The following is a 17,596-nucleotide window of genomic DNA, read 5'->3' on the forward strand; positions in this document are numbered from 1 at the left end:
CTATTTTTTTGTAATTAAGCGTTCGTTGTTCTGCTCAAATTGATCGATTTATTCGATTCATCTAATTTATGCATCAATTGAACTAAAAATAGGAAATGCTCCTGAGCGTAAAAGTTTATAGAATAGATAGTAGAACATGGACTTCACTTGAAGAAGTGGAGGAAGTGTAGCCTTCGAACGGATCAGGACAGTATTCGACATCTGTGCGACGGTATATACAATCATTGTTTTACTTTGATTTTGAAAACGCAGACAAACCTTGACGGGAGCGTCGGACTAACGTTACTACCACCAACAGCACGATTATTGGACTTCATGAAAAATTTCGCTTAAAATGTTGAACGAACGCAAATTACGGCTTAGTCAATGATTTCCGTCAAAAACTTATGACTAAATCAAGACGGAGGGAACGTCGATGACGATCGTGGAAGGCAACAAGAAGCCCTGGGAAAGTTACTATGGCCCCAATATGGGATACGTACAGGAACAATATGAATTATTCACTCAAGACCCTGGTTCGGTTACACCGGCTTATCGTGAACTATTTGAACAATGGGGTGCACCGCCGATGTCTGGTAGGGATGCACGCACAACCTTGAATTCCGGCAACGCCCAATCGGCTTCCGGAAGCGTAGACATTCAACTATTACAGAAAGCGGTTACAGCGGGTAAACTGGTATGGAACATCCGCACCTATGGTCATCTTGCTGCAGATATAGATCCGCTTGGAATCAGTGAAGATACAGACACATCTTTGCTGGAACCTCAGCATTTTGAATTAAACGAAGAAGATCTGAAAGCTTTGCCTGCTTCCCTGATCTGGGAAGGTGCAGATGGGCAGACAGCAACCGGATGGGATGCAATTCAACGTTTGCGTCAGATATACACTGGACCCATGGCCTACGAATTCAGTCATGTGCACGAAGTTCAAGAGCGTGAGTGGCTGAATCGTCGTGCGGAATCTCGGACATCACCGGCTCCACTTACGCCGAAAGAACGTAAGGCTTTGCTGGAACGTTTGGTTGAAGTCGAGCAATTTGAAGATTATCTTCACAAAACATTTGTTGGGCAGAAACGTTTCTCCATCGAAGGTAACGATGTGCTTGTGCCGATGCTGGATGAAGCAGTTCGCATCATGGCAGAAGCCGGATCAAGCCACATTCTGATGGGTATGGCCCACCGTGGACGGTTAAATGTACTGGCTCATGTTTTGGGCAAACCGTACAGCAAGATTTTCTCTGAATTTCATCATGCTCCGAACAAAGATTTGGTTCCATCGGAAGGTTCGACTGGGATCAACTACGGTTGGACGGGGGATGTCAAATATCATATGGGTGCCAACCGTTTTGTGAAAGACGGGGAAACTGTGCAGGCACGCCTTACTCTGGCGAATAACCCGAGCCATCTGGAATACGTTAATCCGGTTGTACAAGGGTTTGCTCGTGCGGCTCAGGATGACCGTCGTGACCCTGGATATCCGAAGCAAGACGTGACGAAGGCAGCTACCATTTTGATGCACGGTGATGCAGCATTCCCTGGAGAAGGGATCGTTGCAGAGACGCTTAACTTCAAAGCTCTGCCAGGATATCAGAATGGCGGAACCATCCATATTATCGTCAACAATCGTCTGGGTTTCACTACAGATAGCAGTGATTCCCGTTCAACGTACTACGCAAGTGACCTTGCTAAAGGGTACGAAATTCCGATTGTACACGTGAATGCGGACAATCCGGATGCTTGTATTGCAGCCATTCGTATGGCAGCCGAGTATCGCAATCGCTTCAAAAAGGATTTCCTGATCGACTTGATCGGTTATCGTCGCTACGGCCATAACGAAACCGATGATCCCGAAACAACTCAACCTATCGTTTATGACAAGGTGAAAAACCATCCAACGGTAAGCCACTTGTATCAGGATCAGTTGAAAGAGGAATCGATTATCGATGATGCATCCATTACGAGCATTCGCGATGGAGTAACGAACAAATTAAAAGAAGCTTATGACCAGATGAAGAAAAATGAAGTACATGAATATTATCAGCGGAAAATCAGTGAGCCGGAGGCTGTTACGATTACTCCGACTGCGGTACCGCTTGAGAATCTTCGCAGCATTAATGCCGATCTGCTGAAATGGCCTGAGAACTTCAATGTGTATCCGAAGTTACAGCGAATTTTGCAACGCCGGAGCACTTCCCTGAACGAAGGGGAAAAAGTGGATTGGAGCCTTGCGGAGACACTCGCATTTGCAACCATTCTGGCAGATGGCAAGCCAATTCGGATTAGTGGACAGGATGCCGAGCGTGCTACATTCGCTCATCGGAATCTGGTGTTGCATGATTCGGAAAATGGAGCAAAGTTCTGCCCATTACATCACTTGCCACAGGCAAGAGCATCCTTTGCAATCTATAACAGTCCGTTGTCTGAAGAATCCGTTGTTGGATTCGAATACGGATATAACGTATATTCACCCGATACACTGGTCATCTGGGAAGCTCAATTCGGTGACTTTGCCAACTGTGCACAGGTTATCTTTGATCAGTTTGTATCAGCGGGTCGTGCCAAATGGTCTCAGAAATCCAGTCTGGTCATGTTGCTTCCACATGCGAATGAGGGTCAGGGACCTGAGCATACAAGTGCTCGTCTGGAACGCTTCCTGCAGCTTTGTGCAGAAGACAACATGACGGTTGCCAACTTGTCGAGTGCTTCTCAGTACTTCCACTTGTTGCGTCGTCAAGCTTCCTTGACTGAAACGGAAGATGCTCGTCCACTTGTGATGATGTCACCGAAAAGTCTCATTCGGAATCCGCGTGTTGCTTCACCAGCAGTCGAATTCAGTGAAGGCAAGTTTGAGCTTGTGCTGGAGCAAGCCGGACTGGGTACACAGCCGGATCGCGTAGAGCGGATTATTTTGTGCAGTGGCAAGATTGCCATTGACTTGGAAGATGCTTTTGAAAAAGATAAAGCTGATTGGTCATGGCTTCACATCATTCGAGTGGAACAGCTATATCCGTTCCCGGCAGAAGAGATTAAACGCATACTCGCACGTTTCAGCAATGTAAAAGAACTGGTATGGGTACAGGAAGAAAACAAAAACATGGGTGCCTGGACATACATGGAGCCTCGTCTTCGTGAAGTTGCCCCTGAAGGCACAACCGTTAGATACGAAGGTCGCCCGGAACACGCAAGTCCTTCCAGCGGTTATCAGCTTGTGCATAGTATGGAACAGCAACAGATTATTACATCTGCGTTGAAACAAACGACGAAGAATAATATTCCACTGGGGAGGTAACAGCTGTGAGTGAAATTAAAGTACCTGCAATGGGTGAGTCAATAACTGAGGGAACTGTATCCAGATGGATGGTTAAAGAAGGGGATACCGTTAATCAGGGTGATGTACTTCTTGAACTGGAAACGGATAAAGTAAATATTGAGATCAGCGCAGAAGAAAGTGGCGTGCTGGAGAAGATCATTTGTCAGGAAGGAGAGACGGTTGAGATCGGTGAAACGATCGGTACACTCTCAGCTGGTTCTGGAGGAGGAAGCGGTGCACCCGCTTCCGAACCAGCAGCTGAAGAGAAAAAGGCCGTTACTCCTGCACCTGAAGCTCCAACACCACCATCGGCACCTGTTGCGGCAGCGCCAGAGTCATCTGATAGTGCTAAGACGGCTTCACCGTCTGCCCGTAAGCTTGCACGTGAACGTGGTATCGAGTTGGATCAGGTTCAGAGCAAAGATCCGATTGGACGGGTATACCAGGACGATGTGAAGAGTCATAACAATCAGCCTCCTGCTCCTGCTGCTCCACCTGCGAGTAAAGCTCCAGCAGCACCAAGTGCTCCGGCAGCTGGAAGTTCTACCTATACCAAACCAGTGGAGCGTCAGCGGATGTCTCGCCGTCGTGCAACCATTGCGAAACGTCTGGTAGAGGCTCAGCAGACAGCAGCCATGTTGACTACGTTTAATGAAGTTGATATGACTGCGATCATGGATGTACGTAAACGCCGTAAGGACAAGTTCAAAGAGAAACATGAGATTAACCTGGGCTTCATGTCCTTCTTCACTAAAGCGGTTGTGGGGGCTCTGAAAAAGTTCCCTACAATTAACGCAGAGATTGATGGCGAAGATGTTGTACTCAAAAAGTATTATGATATCGGCATCGCCGTATCTGCGAAGGAAGGACTGGTTGTACCGGTTGTGCGTGATGCAGATCGTCTGGGCTTTGCCGAGATCGAGAAGAGCATTGCGGATCTGGCATCCAAAGCTCGTTCCAACACGCTGGCGTTATCTGATCTGCAAGGTGGAACGTTCACCATCACCAATGGTGGAACATTTGGTTCCTTGTTGTCTACGCCAATTCTGAATACACCTCAAGTGGGTATTCTGGGGATGCATAAGATCCAGCTTCGTCCAGTGGCGATTGATGCAGAACGGATGGAGAACCGTCCAATGATGTACATCGCGTTGTCCTACGATCACCGGATTATCGACGGTAGTGAGGCTGTTCGCTTCCTCGTAACCGTGAAAGAACTGCTTGAAGACCCGGAATCCCTGTTAATTGAAGGTTAATCCATAACGTTTGATTATAGCTATTATTCATATCGCTTAACAAGAAAACCCCTGAACTGGTGCGCAGCGTGAGCTGTACATCCGATTCAGGGGTTTCTTTTTGCTCTTGATATGTCTCCGACTCTATTATATAGAGTCAGCCGTCTCAGTCAGGTTCAACGGACTAGAGTGTGTATTCGGGCCAGAGGTATTCCGCTCTAACCAGTTCACAACATGCTGAGCCACTTCTGTCCGGTTGATCTCATGCAGCATTTCATGCCGTCCATCCGGATACAGGCGATACTCAATGTTCTCCAGCCGAAGCTTCTTATACTGCGAGACCAGATTAAGAACGCCTTTGCCATGAAGTCCGACAGGGTCCTTCTCACCTGAGAACAGGTATACGGGTTTGTGTTTGGGTATGCGCTCCATATTGTGTGGAAGATGGACTTCAAGCAGCAATTTGAAGAAGTCGCGGAAAAAGCCTGCTGTACAGACTGCTCCGCACAGGGGGTCATCAATGAATCGCTGAACCTCTTGTGAGTCCCGGGACAACCAATCAAACGGTGTCGTTGCAGGGCGGAAAGAGCGATTAAATCCACCAAATACAATCGCGTTGAGCAGCATGCTGGGGTGGGTAGCCCCCTGAATGCCGCATTGTAAAAAGGCGAGTTTCTCTCCAAACCGGAGCAGACCGCGTCTGCCGTTTGTCCCGGATAAAATAAAGGCATGGTACTGCTCATGACCAGCGTACATGAGATGTTGTACCAAGAATGAGCCCATGCTATGTCCCATTAGAAATAGGGGCACCCCAGGATTCTCTTTGGCGGCTACTTCGCCCAGATTGATCATATCACTCGCCATCCAGCGGAAGGCATCGATACCAGCATTACCAAGCAACTTGGCATTCTCCACAGTTTTGCCATGACCCCGATGGTCATTGGCATAAACCGCATAGCCATTTTGGGTAAGGATGTCGGCAAATTCGGCGTATCGGGCTGCTGTCTCGCCCATGCCGTGTGCAATTTGCACTACACCTTTAACGTTGCATTCCGGATCGGGAAGCCAGCGGTACACATGAATACGGGTACCTTCACTAGCGACCAAGGCAAAGGTAGATTCCTGCATCTCGTGTAATTCCTCCTTCACAGGTTACATATAAGCTTGATTTAGGGCAGATAAGAGCGAAGAACAGTGGTATTCCCGTTCAATGTATAAGAACCCAGATTGGCTGGCAAGAGATAACATTGTCCAGCTTTCAATTCAATGCTGTCTGATTCAGCATGTGCCCACTCCAAAGTTCCTTCTCCTTCACAGACAACGAGAATCGTGAAGCTGTCAGGATTGGTGGAGAGTTCCCAACGTTTATTCACAATACCTTTTTCAACTACAAAATAAGGGCATTCCGCAAGCTTGAGCCATTCACCAGGAGTAGCGTTATTTGTTTTCATCGTTGAGGCACCTGCGCCCTCATAGGCGGTGACATTTAATGAGTCTTCAACATGCAACTCACGTGGTTTACCATCCAGCCCTGGACGATTATAATCGTATATGCGGTACGTCGTATCCGAGTTTTGCTGAATCTCAGCGACAACGACACCTGCACAGAGCGCATGCACTGTTCCGGCAGGGATAAAGAACGTATCGCCGGCCTCTACAGGTACCTGACGAAGGGTATCCATCACCGTGCCGTTTTCCAATGCTTCTTTTAATGTTGCCCGATCAACGCCTTCGTTCAAGCCATAGATGATGTGTGCGCCCGGTTTTGCGTCGAGTACATACCACATTTCTGTTTTGCCAAGCTCGCCTGGAGGAAGTGCCTCATAATCGTCTGTTGGATGAACCTGAACGGACAGGTCATCGTTGCAGTCAAGCAGCTTAATCAGAAGGGGGAAACGGCCGCCTTTTTCAGAGACACCTTTGGTTCCAAGCCATTCGGTGCCCAGTTGTTCACGAACTTCATCCAGACCCTTGCCAGCCAGTGCTCCATTTAATACCTTGGTTGTACCGTTGGGATGATCTGCAATCATCCATCCTTCTCCGATATGTCCTTCAGGGGGCGTAAGGCCGAATTGCTCCAGCGCACGACCGCCCCACACACGTTCTTTGAACTCAGGTTGGAATTGTAATGGGTATGGCGTAGACATCAGTAATCTCTCCTCTAGTATATGAAATGGTGGATCGCTTTAATCAGTCATGGGCATGTAGTCGCCATGAGCAAACAAGTGAATACGTTTGCATATGTAGATGTAGAACACAGATCGCAGTAAGAAAAAGCCGTTAATAGCTCGCCTTGCGATTGTGTCTAGTTTATTGTATTTGGTGAACAAAGGAAATTATTTTTTCTCGATTCCGATCAGAAAAGGAGAAGTTTCTCGCTGCAATTGGCGATAGATCACAACCTGTGCCTGTTCCACCGGCAGCGCAGAGGACCAGTCCAATACAGCTTCTGCTTCCTGTGCCCCTCCGTCATGACCGGAGTAGAGCACAACCGTAATAATTCCGCGAGGACGTAATAAAGCGAGTGCAGCCTCGAGTGCAGCGATCGTGCTGTCAGTCTCGGTGATGATGGAGGAATCTGCACTTTCTGAAGGCAGGTACCCCAGATTGAACATAACTGCACCAACCGTACCAAGCCATGACTCAGGAACTGCTTCTGCCATTCGATCATGGCTTAGTTGAAGCATGGAGATGGAGCCAAGCTTGGCTTCATCATTTTGTTTTCGAATCCGGGCCTGTGCCAGCGTGAGGGCTTCACTTTGAATATCGAATCCAATGACTTGACCACGCCTGCCTACTTGTTGTGCCAAAAATAGTGTGTCTGCTCCTGTACCCACCGTTGCATCTATCGCCAGATCACCTGGCTGCAGACGGGAAGCAATCCACTGATGCGCACAGCTGAGAACCGAAAGAAAGCCCATCTATGCTCGCCTCCAATACTTACCTTGCCATGAATCCCGCTCTCGCAGCTCACGATCAATGGAGTTTAACACTTCCCATTTGTTCATGGACCACATCGGTCCAATCAACAGATCACGTGGTGCGTCGCCTGTAAGACGGTGTACGATCATTTCCGGTGGAAGCATCTCCAGTGTATCTACGATCAGCTTGATATACTCGTCCTGATCCAGAAAACGTAAAAGACCAGCTTCGTATTGTTTCACCATTGGTGTTTTGCGCATCAGATGCAGCAGGTGAATCTTGATTCCCTGTACATCCATATTGGCAACTGCCCGTCCAGTGTCCAGCATCATCTCATGTGTCTCTTGAGGCAGACCATATATGATATGTGTGCACACACGTATATTCCGTTTGCGCAGTTTCTCAACCGCTTCTTCATAACACTTCGTGTCGTGCGCGCGATTAATCAATGTTGATGTGGAATCATGGATGGTTTGAAGCCCCATCTCAACCCACAGGTAGGTGCGCTCGTTCAGTTCAGCCAAATAATCAACAACGTCATCTGGCAAACAGTCCGGGCGAGTGGCGATGGACAAACCAACAACACCGGGTTGCTCAAGAATTTCTTCAAAATATTCGCGCAGCTCCTCAACCGGAGCATACGTATTCGTATAGGCTTGGAAGTAGCCAATATAATGGGCTTTAGGCCACTTGAGGTGCTGTTTATCTCGAATTGTATTGAATTGGGTGACCAGATCTTCACGTCTGCTGCCAGCAAAATCGCCTGATCCACGCGCACTGCAGAATGTGCAACCACCTTTGGCAATGGAACCGTCGCGGTTGGGACAGGTGAATCCAGCATCCAGCATCACTTTGAAAACCTTATTGTTAAATTGATCTCGCATCTCATAATTCCAGGTATGGAATCGTTTATCTCCCCACAGGAGAGGGGACTGTAATGCAGGTGCATTCATCTTCAGGGTACTCCTTTGGCTGTCGAATTACCGTAATCATACGTGAACAAAAGAAGAAGCGCTATGCGATTTCCGTCATAGACGATGGATAGCGATTATAGGTGTCTTCATGAACTTTAGCATTTTGCATTATTCGATTTCAATCGCTCACGGGTACAAGATATGGACAGGAAAAAGCATCCTGATCCATATCTTGCTGATTGGAAGACGCTTATGGGATTTATGCAAAATGCTCACTTTATCATTGTATCAAAAAACTAAAAAAAAAGGGAATCGAAACGCAAAAATAGGCCGTAAAATCAAGGTTTTCTCCTTGCTATAGTTTACACCTTATGTTATATTTAAATCAGCGTCAGACACCATCTAATGGGTATTATTCATCATAGCATTTGAATCAACGTTGACGTCATGGACCATACTATACCGTGAGGTGATATGAATGAATTCCCAAGTTAAAAACAATGAGTTGAATCATGTGTCTGTTGAATTGACGGCAGAAGAAGCACTGGCTTTAACAGGTGTTCGTTTTAATGGAAATCCGAAAGTGAAAGCGGCTGCAAGACAAAAAGTTCGCGATGCTTTCGAAAAGACATTTGATTTTTCACACCAAGATAAGGTAGACTATGAACTACTAAAGTAGTTGGACCCCAATTCCAAATAAATCGAAGAGGGAATCTTTGAGATTTGCCCAAAGTGGCAGATCCGAAGATTCCCTTTTCATTGCTCTTTACAATTTGCCAGTTCTTCGGCAAAATAAGTCTGAGACAAGTATGGGACAAACGGAGGAATAAAATGCGTTTACGTGGCAGAAAAGGGATAAGAGAAAATCTGGAGCAACAAGTTGATCTTGTTGTACTGGACCCCAAGCAACATAAAGGAAAATGGTCTGAACTGTTTGGCAATGATCACCCGATCTTCGTGGAATTTGGTATGGGTAAAGGTCAATTTATCAGCCAAATGAGTTATAAATATCCGGAATTTAATTTCATCGGTATTGATATGTATGATGAACTGGTGCGTCGTGCCAGTGAGAAAGCTCGTAATGCGTGGAGTCAGGCTGATGTGGAGACACCCCCTAACCTGAAGCTTGCGCTGGCAAATATCGAACAGATCGAAGAAGTTTTTGAACCGGAAGAACTGGAGCGCATTTATTTGAACTTCAGTGATCCTTGGCCAAAAGCAAAGCATGCACGTCGTCGGTTGACGCATCCGCGCTTCCTGAAGAAATACACGGAATTGCTTAATCCCAAAGGTCAGATTCATTTCAAAACCGATTCGGAGACGCTGTTTGATTTCTCACTCAACGCCATTGCCGACTTCGGCCTACAAATGACCAATATTTCTTTGAATCTGCATCGTGATGGTTTGAATGAAGAACATGTGATGACGGAGTACGAGCAGAAATTCATGGGTAAAGGTATGAACATTCACCGGGTTGAAGTGATTGTGGGTGAAGAGGCCCTGCGTGAGTATCAGCAGACACGTCTGGACAAGTATAAAGTTCGTGAAGCTTCGGATGAGTCTGGTGAAGATCAGGAACAGGAATAAATCGAAATCTAACTTAAACTCATTAAATAAGAGCGACACATGAGGTGAATGATTCATTCTCATAGGTCGCTCTTTTTCTGCATTAACAATCGATGTGCATTACTCCATAAACTCAAGTCTGGGATGATTTCAAAAGTTTTCTGAATGAAATTCTTTGCGGCGATAATCGTTTGGTGTAACCCCATTGAACTTTTTGAACATGCGATAGAAGTATGAACTGTTGGTGAATCCGGTCCTCTCGGCAATGTCGGCAACGGAGTTTTCTGTCTCCACCAGCAGATGCTGGGCCTTGGCTATGCGGGTTTCGTTAATTACGTCCGTGAGCCCTTTCAGGGTGAGCTGTTTGTAGAGCCTGCTTACATAGATGGGCGACATGCCCAACTCATCTGCGATAGAAGTTAGACATAGATTGGGGTCCGCATAGTCCCGCTCAATAATGCCATTGATTTTACGAATCAACTCTTCGTGCTTCAGTGTACGTTTCTCCTCGACTTTGGAACCAAGCTCATCAAACATCCGATAGAAGTGTTCATGTACTTCACTGATGTCTTCCGCGTCTTTGACAGGCAGCATTAGACCATCCGAGACTGAATCAAGCGTGAGTTGATTATTCTTCTTGAGGGTATTTCGTACATGGTTCAGTGTCATCGTCAGATGGGATAAGGCTAGCTGGAAGACGGTAAATGGATATGCAGCTGTTTCGCCCACGATATCTGCATAGACTTGTTTTGCTTCTTGCGTCTTACCTGTCATTAGATGATCAACAAGTTGTCTTTCCTTACCTGCTGGGAATGCGTACTCCTTGGCGTGATAAGCCATGATGTCAGAGGTATAGATCAGACAGCCCGGTCCCATGAACAAACGATGCAGTGAGGCTTCGGCTGATCTGGTGTAGGATGCAATACTGTCTTCCAATGAATCTTCTTCCGTGCCGATCGTACAGGAGATGGAGCATTTCAAATGGGTCATTACAGCTGCCTGCATCATACGTAGCAGCTCTTCGATCCGGTTATGAGCAGGTTGCTCAAGTTCATGGCTTTCCGCTTTTTCATTGAAGATGAGTGTGATCAGATCACCGCCCATGTCCACAGCTTCCGCATTGTAGTGGAGATCGGCTGTCTCGGTGCAGATGTTCATCATGGCGTATTTTACAAGTTGGGTCTCATCACGATACGTTTCGCTGAATTCGGTAAAATGGTCAATACGCAGCAATACCAGTCTGGATGCACGCTGAACATCAATGGAGGAACCATAGAACTTCATCCGTTCTTCCAGCATACCTCCAGTTACTGTTTCGCGGCCCTGTAGGGCCCCTCGTAGAAAATCCTGCCGTAACAAATGAAGACTGCCACGTCGCTCTGCTTCCATTACACGTAAACGAACAAGCACCTTATCAATAGGGTGATATAGTTTTCGGGACACAAGGTAAGAGAGCAGTAACCCTGCGAAGAGAAGTCCAACACAAAACAGAACGGTATGTGTGCGCATACTCCGTATATCTGAGGTAATCAGATCATAAGGTGTTATTCTTACATAACGCCAACCTAGGTCATCGGGAGCGGTATAGGTGATGAGAGATTTTTCTCCGTCGACCTTCTCGGTAAAGTAAGCTGATTGCCCCGTATCCTGCAAAATTGGCTTCATAAAAGCTTCGCTGGAGAGATTTTTCATCAATGCACGGTCGCCAAAGTCAGATAAAAGGTCTCCATTCTCATTCACGATAAAGGTTTTGCCGGGTTGATCCACAGCATTCATATTTGGACTGAGCCAATCATCCTTGATATTAACGATGACAGCATAGTTTAGCTTCGCGTTATCATTAATTGTGTCATAACAGAGATAGGTGTAGCTGTTAACCTCTGTTGCTTCGGTAGAGCCGACCTGATATGTACGCGGGATGGGCACAAAAGGTTTATAGTCATGGAAGCGTTGGAGGATGCTTGTAATCCCCTGATCATCGATCTCCGAGACGGACTGCTGCCCATTGCGCACGTCGGAACTGATAAAGAATTCATTGCTTTTGGAGTTATATACATAGATGGATTCGATAAAGGGAAGGGACATACGGTAGTTGTCTAGCTGCTCCATCGCCGATGTGATCTCATAAATATTTGGTTTGGAATAGAGCAGTAATGAAGAGATGGTGTAGTCCTGATAAATCTGATATGACAATGATTTTGCAGTCTCGGTCATTTTGGCCACTTCACGGCTGGTTTGAGTAAGACTGTTCATATCTGTACGATACACCTGACGAAGAGCAATCCGATTATAGTTGACGTACAAAATAGAAGAAACCACAAGTAAGGTAGCGACGGTACTGATAATAATGCCGATCAGAATCCGTGTGAAGACCTTTTGACTGTCCTCTGAACGTTTACGCATTCTTCTTCCCCCTCGAACCTCCTGTTTTGGGTGAACAACATAGAATTTCATATACATACGTGAGGCTTCATAGTTGGATGAGCAGAAGAGCAAGAGTAACTTGAATTATATATTATGTATGCGTTTACATCAATGATGGACAGGTTGTTTTGCCTGTTTTCTCTACATAAAGTTCAGCTTTCGCTGGATTGTTCACTAGGTGTAGCCTATGCACGATATCAACATTTGTGAACAGATGTGTGTCGATGTCTGTTCATTTCATGGTTCGTTCGTTTTGTTCATAGTTCATTTCGCAGAATCGTTCATTTTCTGACGGGAAGCTTCAGTATTCGTGAGTGAAGAGAGCATCTACAATAAAAAGAGAGCTCCACCACGCAGCACCGCAAGAAATTCGGGAGGGATCGAGCCATGCTCAAAGAATTGAACAAAAACAAAATCATGTTTCTGATGCTGTTGCCCACGCTGATCTTTTTTCTGATTAACTCGTATTTTCCGATGGTCGGCATCTATTATGCGTTCACCCGGTATGATTTTGAAGGCGGATTATTTGGTAGTCCATTTGTCGGTCTGGAGAACTTTAAGTTCCTGTGGCAATCCGGAATGCTGCTGAAGCTCACAACCAACACTGTGGGTTACAATCTCGCCTTCATTATATTAGGAAACGGTCTGGCGATCTTCTGTGCGATCATGCTTAGCGAAATCCGGGGCAGGTTATTCAAAAAAATCACGCAATCCGTCATGTTTTTGCCGTATTTCATCTCATTTGTACTATTAAGTGTAATCGCTTACAACATGTTCAACTACGAGTCGGGTTTTGTGAACACGGTGCTCAAACGTTTTGAGGCCGGCCCGGTCGACATTTATAACACACCCTGGATCTGGGTGTTCCTGATCATCATCTTTTATCTGTGGAAAAATCTTGGATACAGCATGGTCATCTATCTGGCCGCCATAACGGGTATCAGTGATGAGTATTATGAGGCTGCCCGAATCGACGGGGCCAATATATTTCAGCGGATCTGGTACATTACAGTACCGATGCTGAAGCCAACCTTTGTCATCCTGTTGTTGTTCTCACTCGGCAGCATTATGAAGGGGCAGTTTGACCTGTTCTATCAACTGATCGGCAACAACGGGGTGTTGTACAACGCTACAGATATTATTGATACGTATGTGTATCGTTCACTGAAAGTAACGTTTGATATCGGGATGGCAACGGCTGCTGGTCTGTATCAGTCCTTGTTTGGATTCATTTTGATCATGACCGTCAACTATATTATCCGCAAAGTAAATGAGGATTACGCCTTGTTCTAGAACGCCCGCAGGGCAGGAGGGAGAACGATCATGAACACGCCAATGAATACTCACACTCGTACGAATACTCGTCTCAGAGATTCGGAATTCACTTTCATGTTTCAACTGATTTCCTACAGCTTCATCATCATTTTATCAATCATGTGCTTGCTACCGTTCCTGCTGATTCTATCCGGTTCATTCAGCAGCAACGAGTCCATTGTGAGGGATGGTTATCACCTCTTTCCAACGGACTTTTCCCTGGAAGGTTACAAAATGGTGTTCAAATTCCCGACTCAGGTACTCAAGGCTTATGGAGTAACGGTCTTTACAACGGTGGTGGGGACTACGCTAGGGCTGTTCCTCATCACGATGGCCGGATTTGTGCTCCAGCGTAAGGATTTTAAATATCGGAACACGTTCTCGTTTTTTATCTACTTCACAACCCTGTTTGGTGGGGGACTTGTGCCTTGGTACATTATGCTGGCGAACTACTTCAATCTCACAGATACGTACACCGTACTTATTTTCCCGGGGTTGATGACGCCATTCCTCATTATCCTGATGAAAAACTTCATTCGCTCGGCAGTGCCGGATGAATTGATTGAGTCCGCCAAAATTGATGGAGCGAATGACTTCCGCATCTATTTCAGCATTGTGTTGAAACTGGCGATGCCTGGTATCGCCACCGTAGGGCTGTTTTTGGCACTGGGTTACTGGAATGACTGGTTTACCTCATCCCTCTTCATTAACAACCCGGATATGTACCAACTTCAATTTTATCTCTACAACACGATGAACACGATTACATTCATTGACCAGATGGCGATTGGCACAGGGATCACACTCAGTCAGGATGTGCCTACCGAATCAACCAAGATGGCAATGGCTATCGTTGTAACGGGACCGATTTTGTTCCTGTATCCGTTTGTACAACGTTATTTTGTTAAAGGACTCACCATTGGTGCAGTGAAAGGTTAGAACGTGAACGCGCTGTGGGCGTCAGGCCACTGATATCATTTCAGGTCTGAAACATGGCGAGTCTGCGCTAACATATAAAGGTTCACCACAAAAAGGGAGGATGCGTATGCGTAACAAAACAATTCGGCACCTGTCTCTGGTACTTGCCCTGATGTTGTTCGCCGGGGTACTTGCCGCATGTAATAACGATTCGGGGGGATCGACGCAAGGAAGCGAGCAGGGAGGAACATCCGGGAACAAAGGCGAGAAAGTCACGCTCCAATTTTACATGCTTGGGGATGCTCCGAAAGATCTACCTGTTATTGAATCCGAGATCAATAAGCTGGCGGAGGCTGATCTGAACGTCAATGTGAAATTCAACTACACCTCATGGACCGACTGGGATCAAAAATATAAACTGCTGCTGTCTTCCGGACAGCCGATCGATCTGATCTTCACAGCGGATTGGACATTCTACCAGTCCTATGCCAAGAAGGGCGCGTTCCTGCCACTGGATGAAATGCTGCCTACGGCAGCGCCGGCGCTGAAAGCTCATGTACCTGATGACATGTGGAATGCTGTCAAAATCAATGACAAAATCTATACTGTTCCATCAACTTGGATTGAGTATGTAACCGAGGGAATTGCGTACCGTGAGGACTTGCGCGAGAAGTACAATCTTCCAAAACCGGAATCCTTGGAGACGCTAGAAGCGTATCTGGAGGGCATCAAAGCCAACGAACCCAATATGATTCCGATTGCGGATAGCAATGCCAACCATACCCATGGTATTCGTCAATTGACATCCAAGCTGGTTAATACAGCAGGTCAACTTCCATATGGACTGGATATTATGTATGAAACACCAACAACCGTGACGTCCTACTGGGGATCGGCGCAACATCTGGAAGACCTGAAAACATACAAACGCTGGATGGATAAAGGCTTTTTCCCGAAAAACGTACTGAATGTAAAGGATACTTCCAACTCATTGCTGCAAAATGGAAAAGCGGCTGTTGTTCTGTCCGGGGAGAACCCGAACAAATTTAATGCAGATGTTATCAAGGTGCAGTCTACTCATCCAGATTGGAAACTGGCTTATTTCCCGTACCCGAATGCGAAAGGGTTTGCACAACCGGTTCACCCGATCCACAATGGTTTTGCGATTCCGCGTAGCAGTAAAAACCCGGAAAAAGCATTGGCATTTTATGAGAAACTGGTGACAGACAAACGATATAATTGGTTGACTGAATACGGCGTTGAAGGCAAAAACTTCGAGGTAGATAATGGATACTACAAAATGGTCGGAGATGCACAAACCAACGGCTTCCCGCGTGAAGGCATGAATGGCTGGGCTTGGCGTAATCCGGAATTCATGCTCTATGACAAAACCTTTGATGACGTGCTGACCATGTTTGAAGATCTCGACAAAATCAAGAAGCCGGATATTTATACCGGATTTGCTGAAGACTGGACACCGTACCAAGCCGAGAAGGCTGCATTGGAACAAGTGGAAAAACAATATCTGTATCCGCTTAATGTAGGTTTGGTGGCAGACGTAGAGGCTGGATTGAACACATTTATGGAGAAGGCTAAACAAGCAGGATTGGAAAAAATTCAGACAGAATACACCAAGCAGTGGCAGGAGTATTTGAAGTCAGCAGGCACTCAATAGTTTGTACTTTCCTTCATAAAGAAAAGGTGCCTTCAGGTTCGAAGGCACCTTTTCAATGTGGTTGCAGGCTTGTTTGAAGCCGTTGGTTAGAGGCATGATTGGACGAAGAATACGGGAAGCGACATCCTAATGGGATAAATTCATAAACGGGCCTCTTCTGCGGATGAAGGACGAACGTCCTCCAGCAGATCGATAATACTTTGAGCGCTCTGCATTGGATGAACCTTGGCGATTTCCGCCAGATGACGTTTGCGTTTACGTACAACATCCGGGTAGTGATGCAACAGCTTGTTCATCCATTTAACCACTACGTCGGGCGAAGTTATGGGTTCTCCCAACCCTCTTGCCGTAAAATAATGGACGTTTTCTTCTTCCTGACCAGGTATAGGATTGTGGAACAACATGGGAATTCCTTTGGCCAAGCCTTCACTGCATGTCATTCCCCCAGGTTTGGTAATCAGAAGGTCGGATACTTCCATTAATTTGTCCACTTCGTTGGTGTATCCCATAATGTGAATGTTTTCTTTGCGATACATGGGGTTCTGTTCCATGCTGATCCGTGTTTTATCGTTGCGACCGAGACAAAAAATGATCTGAATATCTTCATGCCAGCGTGTCAGCAGCGGATGGACCAGCTTGTCGCTGAGCATTCCCCAACCGCCGCCCATCACCAGTACAGTAGGCATGTTCTTGAGGTTAAATCTGCTTCGGATCTCTTCTCGCCCGGGATGCTCCCAAAAATTTGGATGCACCGGAATGCCCGTGACTCGAATGTTGTCTGCAGGTACGCCTCGTAGCATTAGTTTGGACTTAACCTCATCTGAAGAAACCAGATAAAGGTCTACTTCACGGTTAATCCACGTCCCATGTGCATCATAGTCGGTGATGACTGTGCATAGGGGAACCTGTACACCCAGACGTTTCAGTCTGGATATGACAGCACTTGGAATCGGATGTGTACAGACAATCGCATCGGGACGTAACTGGCGCACAACGCTGCGTGTGTGTGTATAGAACAGTTTATGCAACGCCAGTGTGGTCAGCCTGTTCAATGATTTTTTATATTGGTGTCTGTATACGTATCCGAAAAGTTTGGGTTGGTTGGTAACCGTTTTTTTGTATGCTGTTATAATCAGAGGTGCAACCTTTGGATTTAAGAAACTTCCCAATTCAAGCACTTTTGTCTGCACGTCTGGCGAGAGCTTTCGCAAATTGCTGGACAGTGCATAGGCGGCTTGAGTATGACCCGTACCAAAGCCTTCAGATAATAGTAATACTCTTTTTTTCTCCACGCTTACTTCACCTGTTCCTGCTAGGT

General features: G+C 46.3%; 13 protein-coding genes. 7 read left to right on the forward strand and 6 right to left on the reverse strand.

Going from position 1 to position 17,596, the window contains the following annotated elements; all coding sequences use genetic code 11:
* Positions 1–415: 415 nt before the first annotated feature.
* Together MHH92_RS08460 and odhB are read left to right on the forward strand one after the other, a co-directional pair.
* Positions 416–3,289: a 2-oxoglutarate dehydrogenase E1 component gene (locus tag MHH92_RS08460; protein ID WP_047842236.1), complete on the forward strand. Its 2,874-nt coding sequence runs from the start codon at positions 416–418 to the stop codon at positions 3,287–3,289.
* Positions 3,290–3,294: 5 nt separating this feature from the next.
* The gene (gene odhB, locus MHH92_RS08465) at positions 3,295–4,566 is read left to right on the forward strand and encodes a 2-oxoglutarate dehydrogenase complex dihydrolipoyllysine-residue succinyltransferase (protein WP_253506951.1); all 1,272 of its coding nucleotides are present in this window, start codon (positions 3,295–3,297) and stop codon (positions 4,564–4,566) included.
* A gap of 126 nt (positions 4,567–4,692) precedes the next feature.
* Here odhB and MHH92_RS08470 read toward each other — a convergent pair whose 3' ends face one another.
* The 4 genes from MHH92_RS08470 to MHH92_RS08485 all read right to left on the reverse strand — a co-directional run bounded on the left by MHH92_RS08470 (position 4,693) and on the right by MHH92_RS08485 (position 8,420).
* Complete coding sequence (locus tag MHH92_RS08470; protein ID WP_101313293.1) at positions 4,693–5,673, reverse strand: alpha/beta fold hydrolase; 981 nt, start codon at positions 5,671–5,673, stop codon at positions 4,693–4,695.
* Between the two features lie 41 nt (positions 5,674–5,714).
* The gene (locus MHH92_RS08475) at positions 5,715–6,692 is read right to left on the reverse strand and encodes a type I phosphomannose isomerase catalytic subunit (RefSeq protein WP_076252465.1); all 978 of its coding nucleotides are present in this window, start codon (positions 6,690–6,692) and stop codon (positions 5,715–5,717) included.
* A gap of 189 nt (positions 6,693–6,881) precedes the next feature.
* Positions 6,882–7,466: a class I SAM-dependent methyltransferase gene (locus MHH92_RS08480; protein ID WP_340903171.1), complete on the reverse strand. Its 585-nt coding sequence runs from the start codon at positions 7,464–7,466 to the stop codon at positions 6,882–6,884.
* Positions 7,467–8,420 (reverse strand): TIGR01212 family radical SAM protein, encoded by a 954-nt coding sequence (locus MHH92_RS08485; protein WP_036669734.1) that lies wholly within the window; start codon positions 8,418–8,420, stop codon positions 7,467–7,469.
* A gap of 439 nt (positions 8,421–8,859) precedes the next feature.
* Between MHH92_RS08485 and MHH92_RS08490 the strand changes: the two genes are divergently transcribed.
* Positions 8,860–9,060: a hypothetical protein gene (locus MHH92_RS08490; protein WP_036610190.1), complete on the forward strand. Its 201-nt coding sequence runs from the start codon at positions 8,860–8,862 to the stop codon at positions 9,058–9,060.
* Positions 9,061–9,212: 152 nt separating this feature from the next.
* The gene (trmB, locus tag MHH92_RS08495; RefSeq protein WP_076252463.1) at positions 9,213–9,968 is read left to right on the forward strand and encodes a tRNA (guanosine(46)-N7)-methyltransferase TrmB; all 756 of its coding nucleotides are present in this window, start codon (positions 9,213–9,215) and stop codon (positions 9,966–9,968) included.
* 129 nt (positions 9,969–10,097) lie between these two features.
* Here trmB and MHH92_RS08500 read toward each other — a convergent pair whose 3' ends face one another.
* Positions 10,098–12,350: an AraC family transcriptional regulator gene (locus MHH92_RS08500; protein ID WP_340389829.1), complete on the reverse strand. Its 2,253-nt coding sequence runs from the start codon at positions 12,348–12,350 to the stop codon at positions 10,098–10,100.
* A gap of 408 nt (positions 12,351–12,758) precedes the next feature.
* Here MHH92_RS08500 and MHH92_RS08505 point away from each other — a divergent pair, with 408 nt between their 5' ends.
* The 3 genes from MHH92_RS08505 to MHH92_RS08515 all read left to right on the forward strand — a co-directional run bounded on the left by MHH92_RS08505 (position 12,759) and on the right by MHH92_RS08515 (position 16,278).
* Positions 12,759–13,664 (forward strand): ABC transporter permease, encoded by a 906-nt coding sequence (locus MHH92_RS08505; protein WP_017689672.1) that lies wholly within the window; start codon positions 12,759–12,761, stop codon positions 13,662–13,664.
* 96 nt (positions 13,665–13,760) lie between these two features.
* Entirely contained in the window at positions 13,761–14,624 is an 864-nt protein-coding gene (locus MHH92_RS08510) for a carbohydrate ABC transporter permease (protein ID WP_370511436.1), read from the forward strand.
* 100 nt (positions 14,625–14,724) lie between these two features.
* Positions 14,725–16,278 (forward strand): ABC transporter substrate-binding protein, encoded by a 1,554-nt coding sequence (locus tag MHH92_RS08515; RefSeq protein ID WP_076252459.1) that lies wholly within the window; start codon positions 14,725–14,727, stop codon positions 16,276–16,278.
* Positions 16,279–16,418: 140 nt separating this feature from the next.
* On the opposite strand, the gene MHH92_RS08520 is transcribed toward MHH92_RS08515, so the two are convergent.
* Positions 16,419–17,570: a UDP-N-acetylglucosamine--LPS N-acetylglucosamine transferase gene (locus tag MHH92_RS08520; RefSeq protein ID WP_036669745.1), complete on the reverse strand. Its 1,152-nt coding sequence runs from the start codon at positions 17,568–17,570 to the stop codon at positions 16,419–16,421.
* Positions 17,571–17,596: the final 26 nt, after the last annotated feature.

It is taken from the genome of Paenibacillus sp. FSL M7-1414 (assembly GCF_038003195.1).
Classification (GTDB): domain Bacteria; phylum Bacillota; class Bacilli; order Paenibacillales; family Paenibacillaceae; genus Paenibacillus; species Paenibacillus amylolyticus.

Bases quoted from the DNA above. Each gene is read 5' to 3' on its own strand.
- MHH92_RS08510 (WP_370511436.1), top strand. From the start codon at position 13,761: ATGTTTCAACTGATTTCCTACAGCTTCATCATCATTTTATCAATCATG.
- MHH92_RS08515 (WP_076252459.1), top strand. From the start codon at position 14,725: ATGCGTATGCGTAACAAAACAATTCGGCACCTGTCTCTGGTACTTGCC.
- MHH92_RS08475 (WP_076252465.1), bottom strand. From the start codon at position 6,692: ATGTCTACGCCATACCCATTACAATTCCAACCTGAGTTCAAAGAACGT.
- MHH92_RS08470 (WP_101313293.1), bottom strand. From the start codon at position 5,673: ATGCAGGAATCTACCTTTGCCTTGGTCGCTAGTGAAGGTACCCGTATT.
- MHH92_RS08480 (WP_340903171.1), bottom strand. From the start codon at position 7,466: ATGGGCTTTCTTTCGGTTCTCAGCTGTGCGCATCAGTGGATTGCTTCC.
- MHH92_RS08490 (WP_036610190.1), top strand. From the start codon at position 8,860: ATGAATTCCCAAGTTAAAAACAATGAGTTGAATCATGTGTCTGTTGAA.
- MHH92_RS08500 (WP_340389829.1), bottom strand. From the start codon at position 12,350: ATGCGTAAACGTTCAGAGGACAGTCAAAAGGTCTTCACACGGATTCTG.
- trmB (WP_076252463.1), top strand. From the start codon at position 9,213: ATGCGTTTACGTGGCAGAAAAGGGATAAGAGAAAATCTGGAGCAACAA.
- MHH92_RS08505 (WP_017689672.1), top strand. From the start codon at position 12,759: ATGCTCAAAGAATTGAACAAAAACAAAATCATGTTTCTGATGCTGTTG.
- MHH92_RS08485 (WP_036669734.1), bottom strand. From the start codon at position 8,420: ATGAATGCACCTGCATTACAGTCCCCTCTCCTGTGGGGAGATAAACGA.
- MHH92_RS08460 (WP_047842236.1), top strand. From the start codon at position 416: ATGACGATCGTGGAAGGCAACAAGAAGCCCTGGGAAAGTTACTATGGC.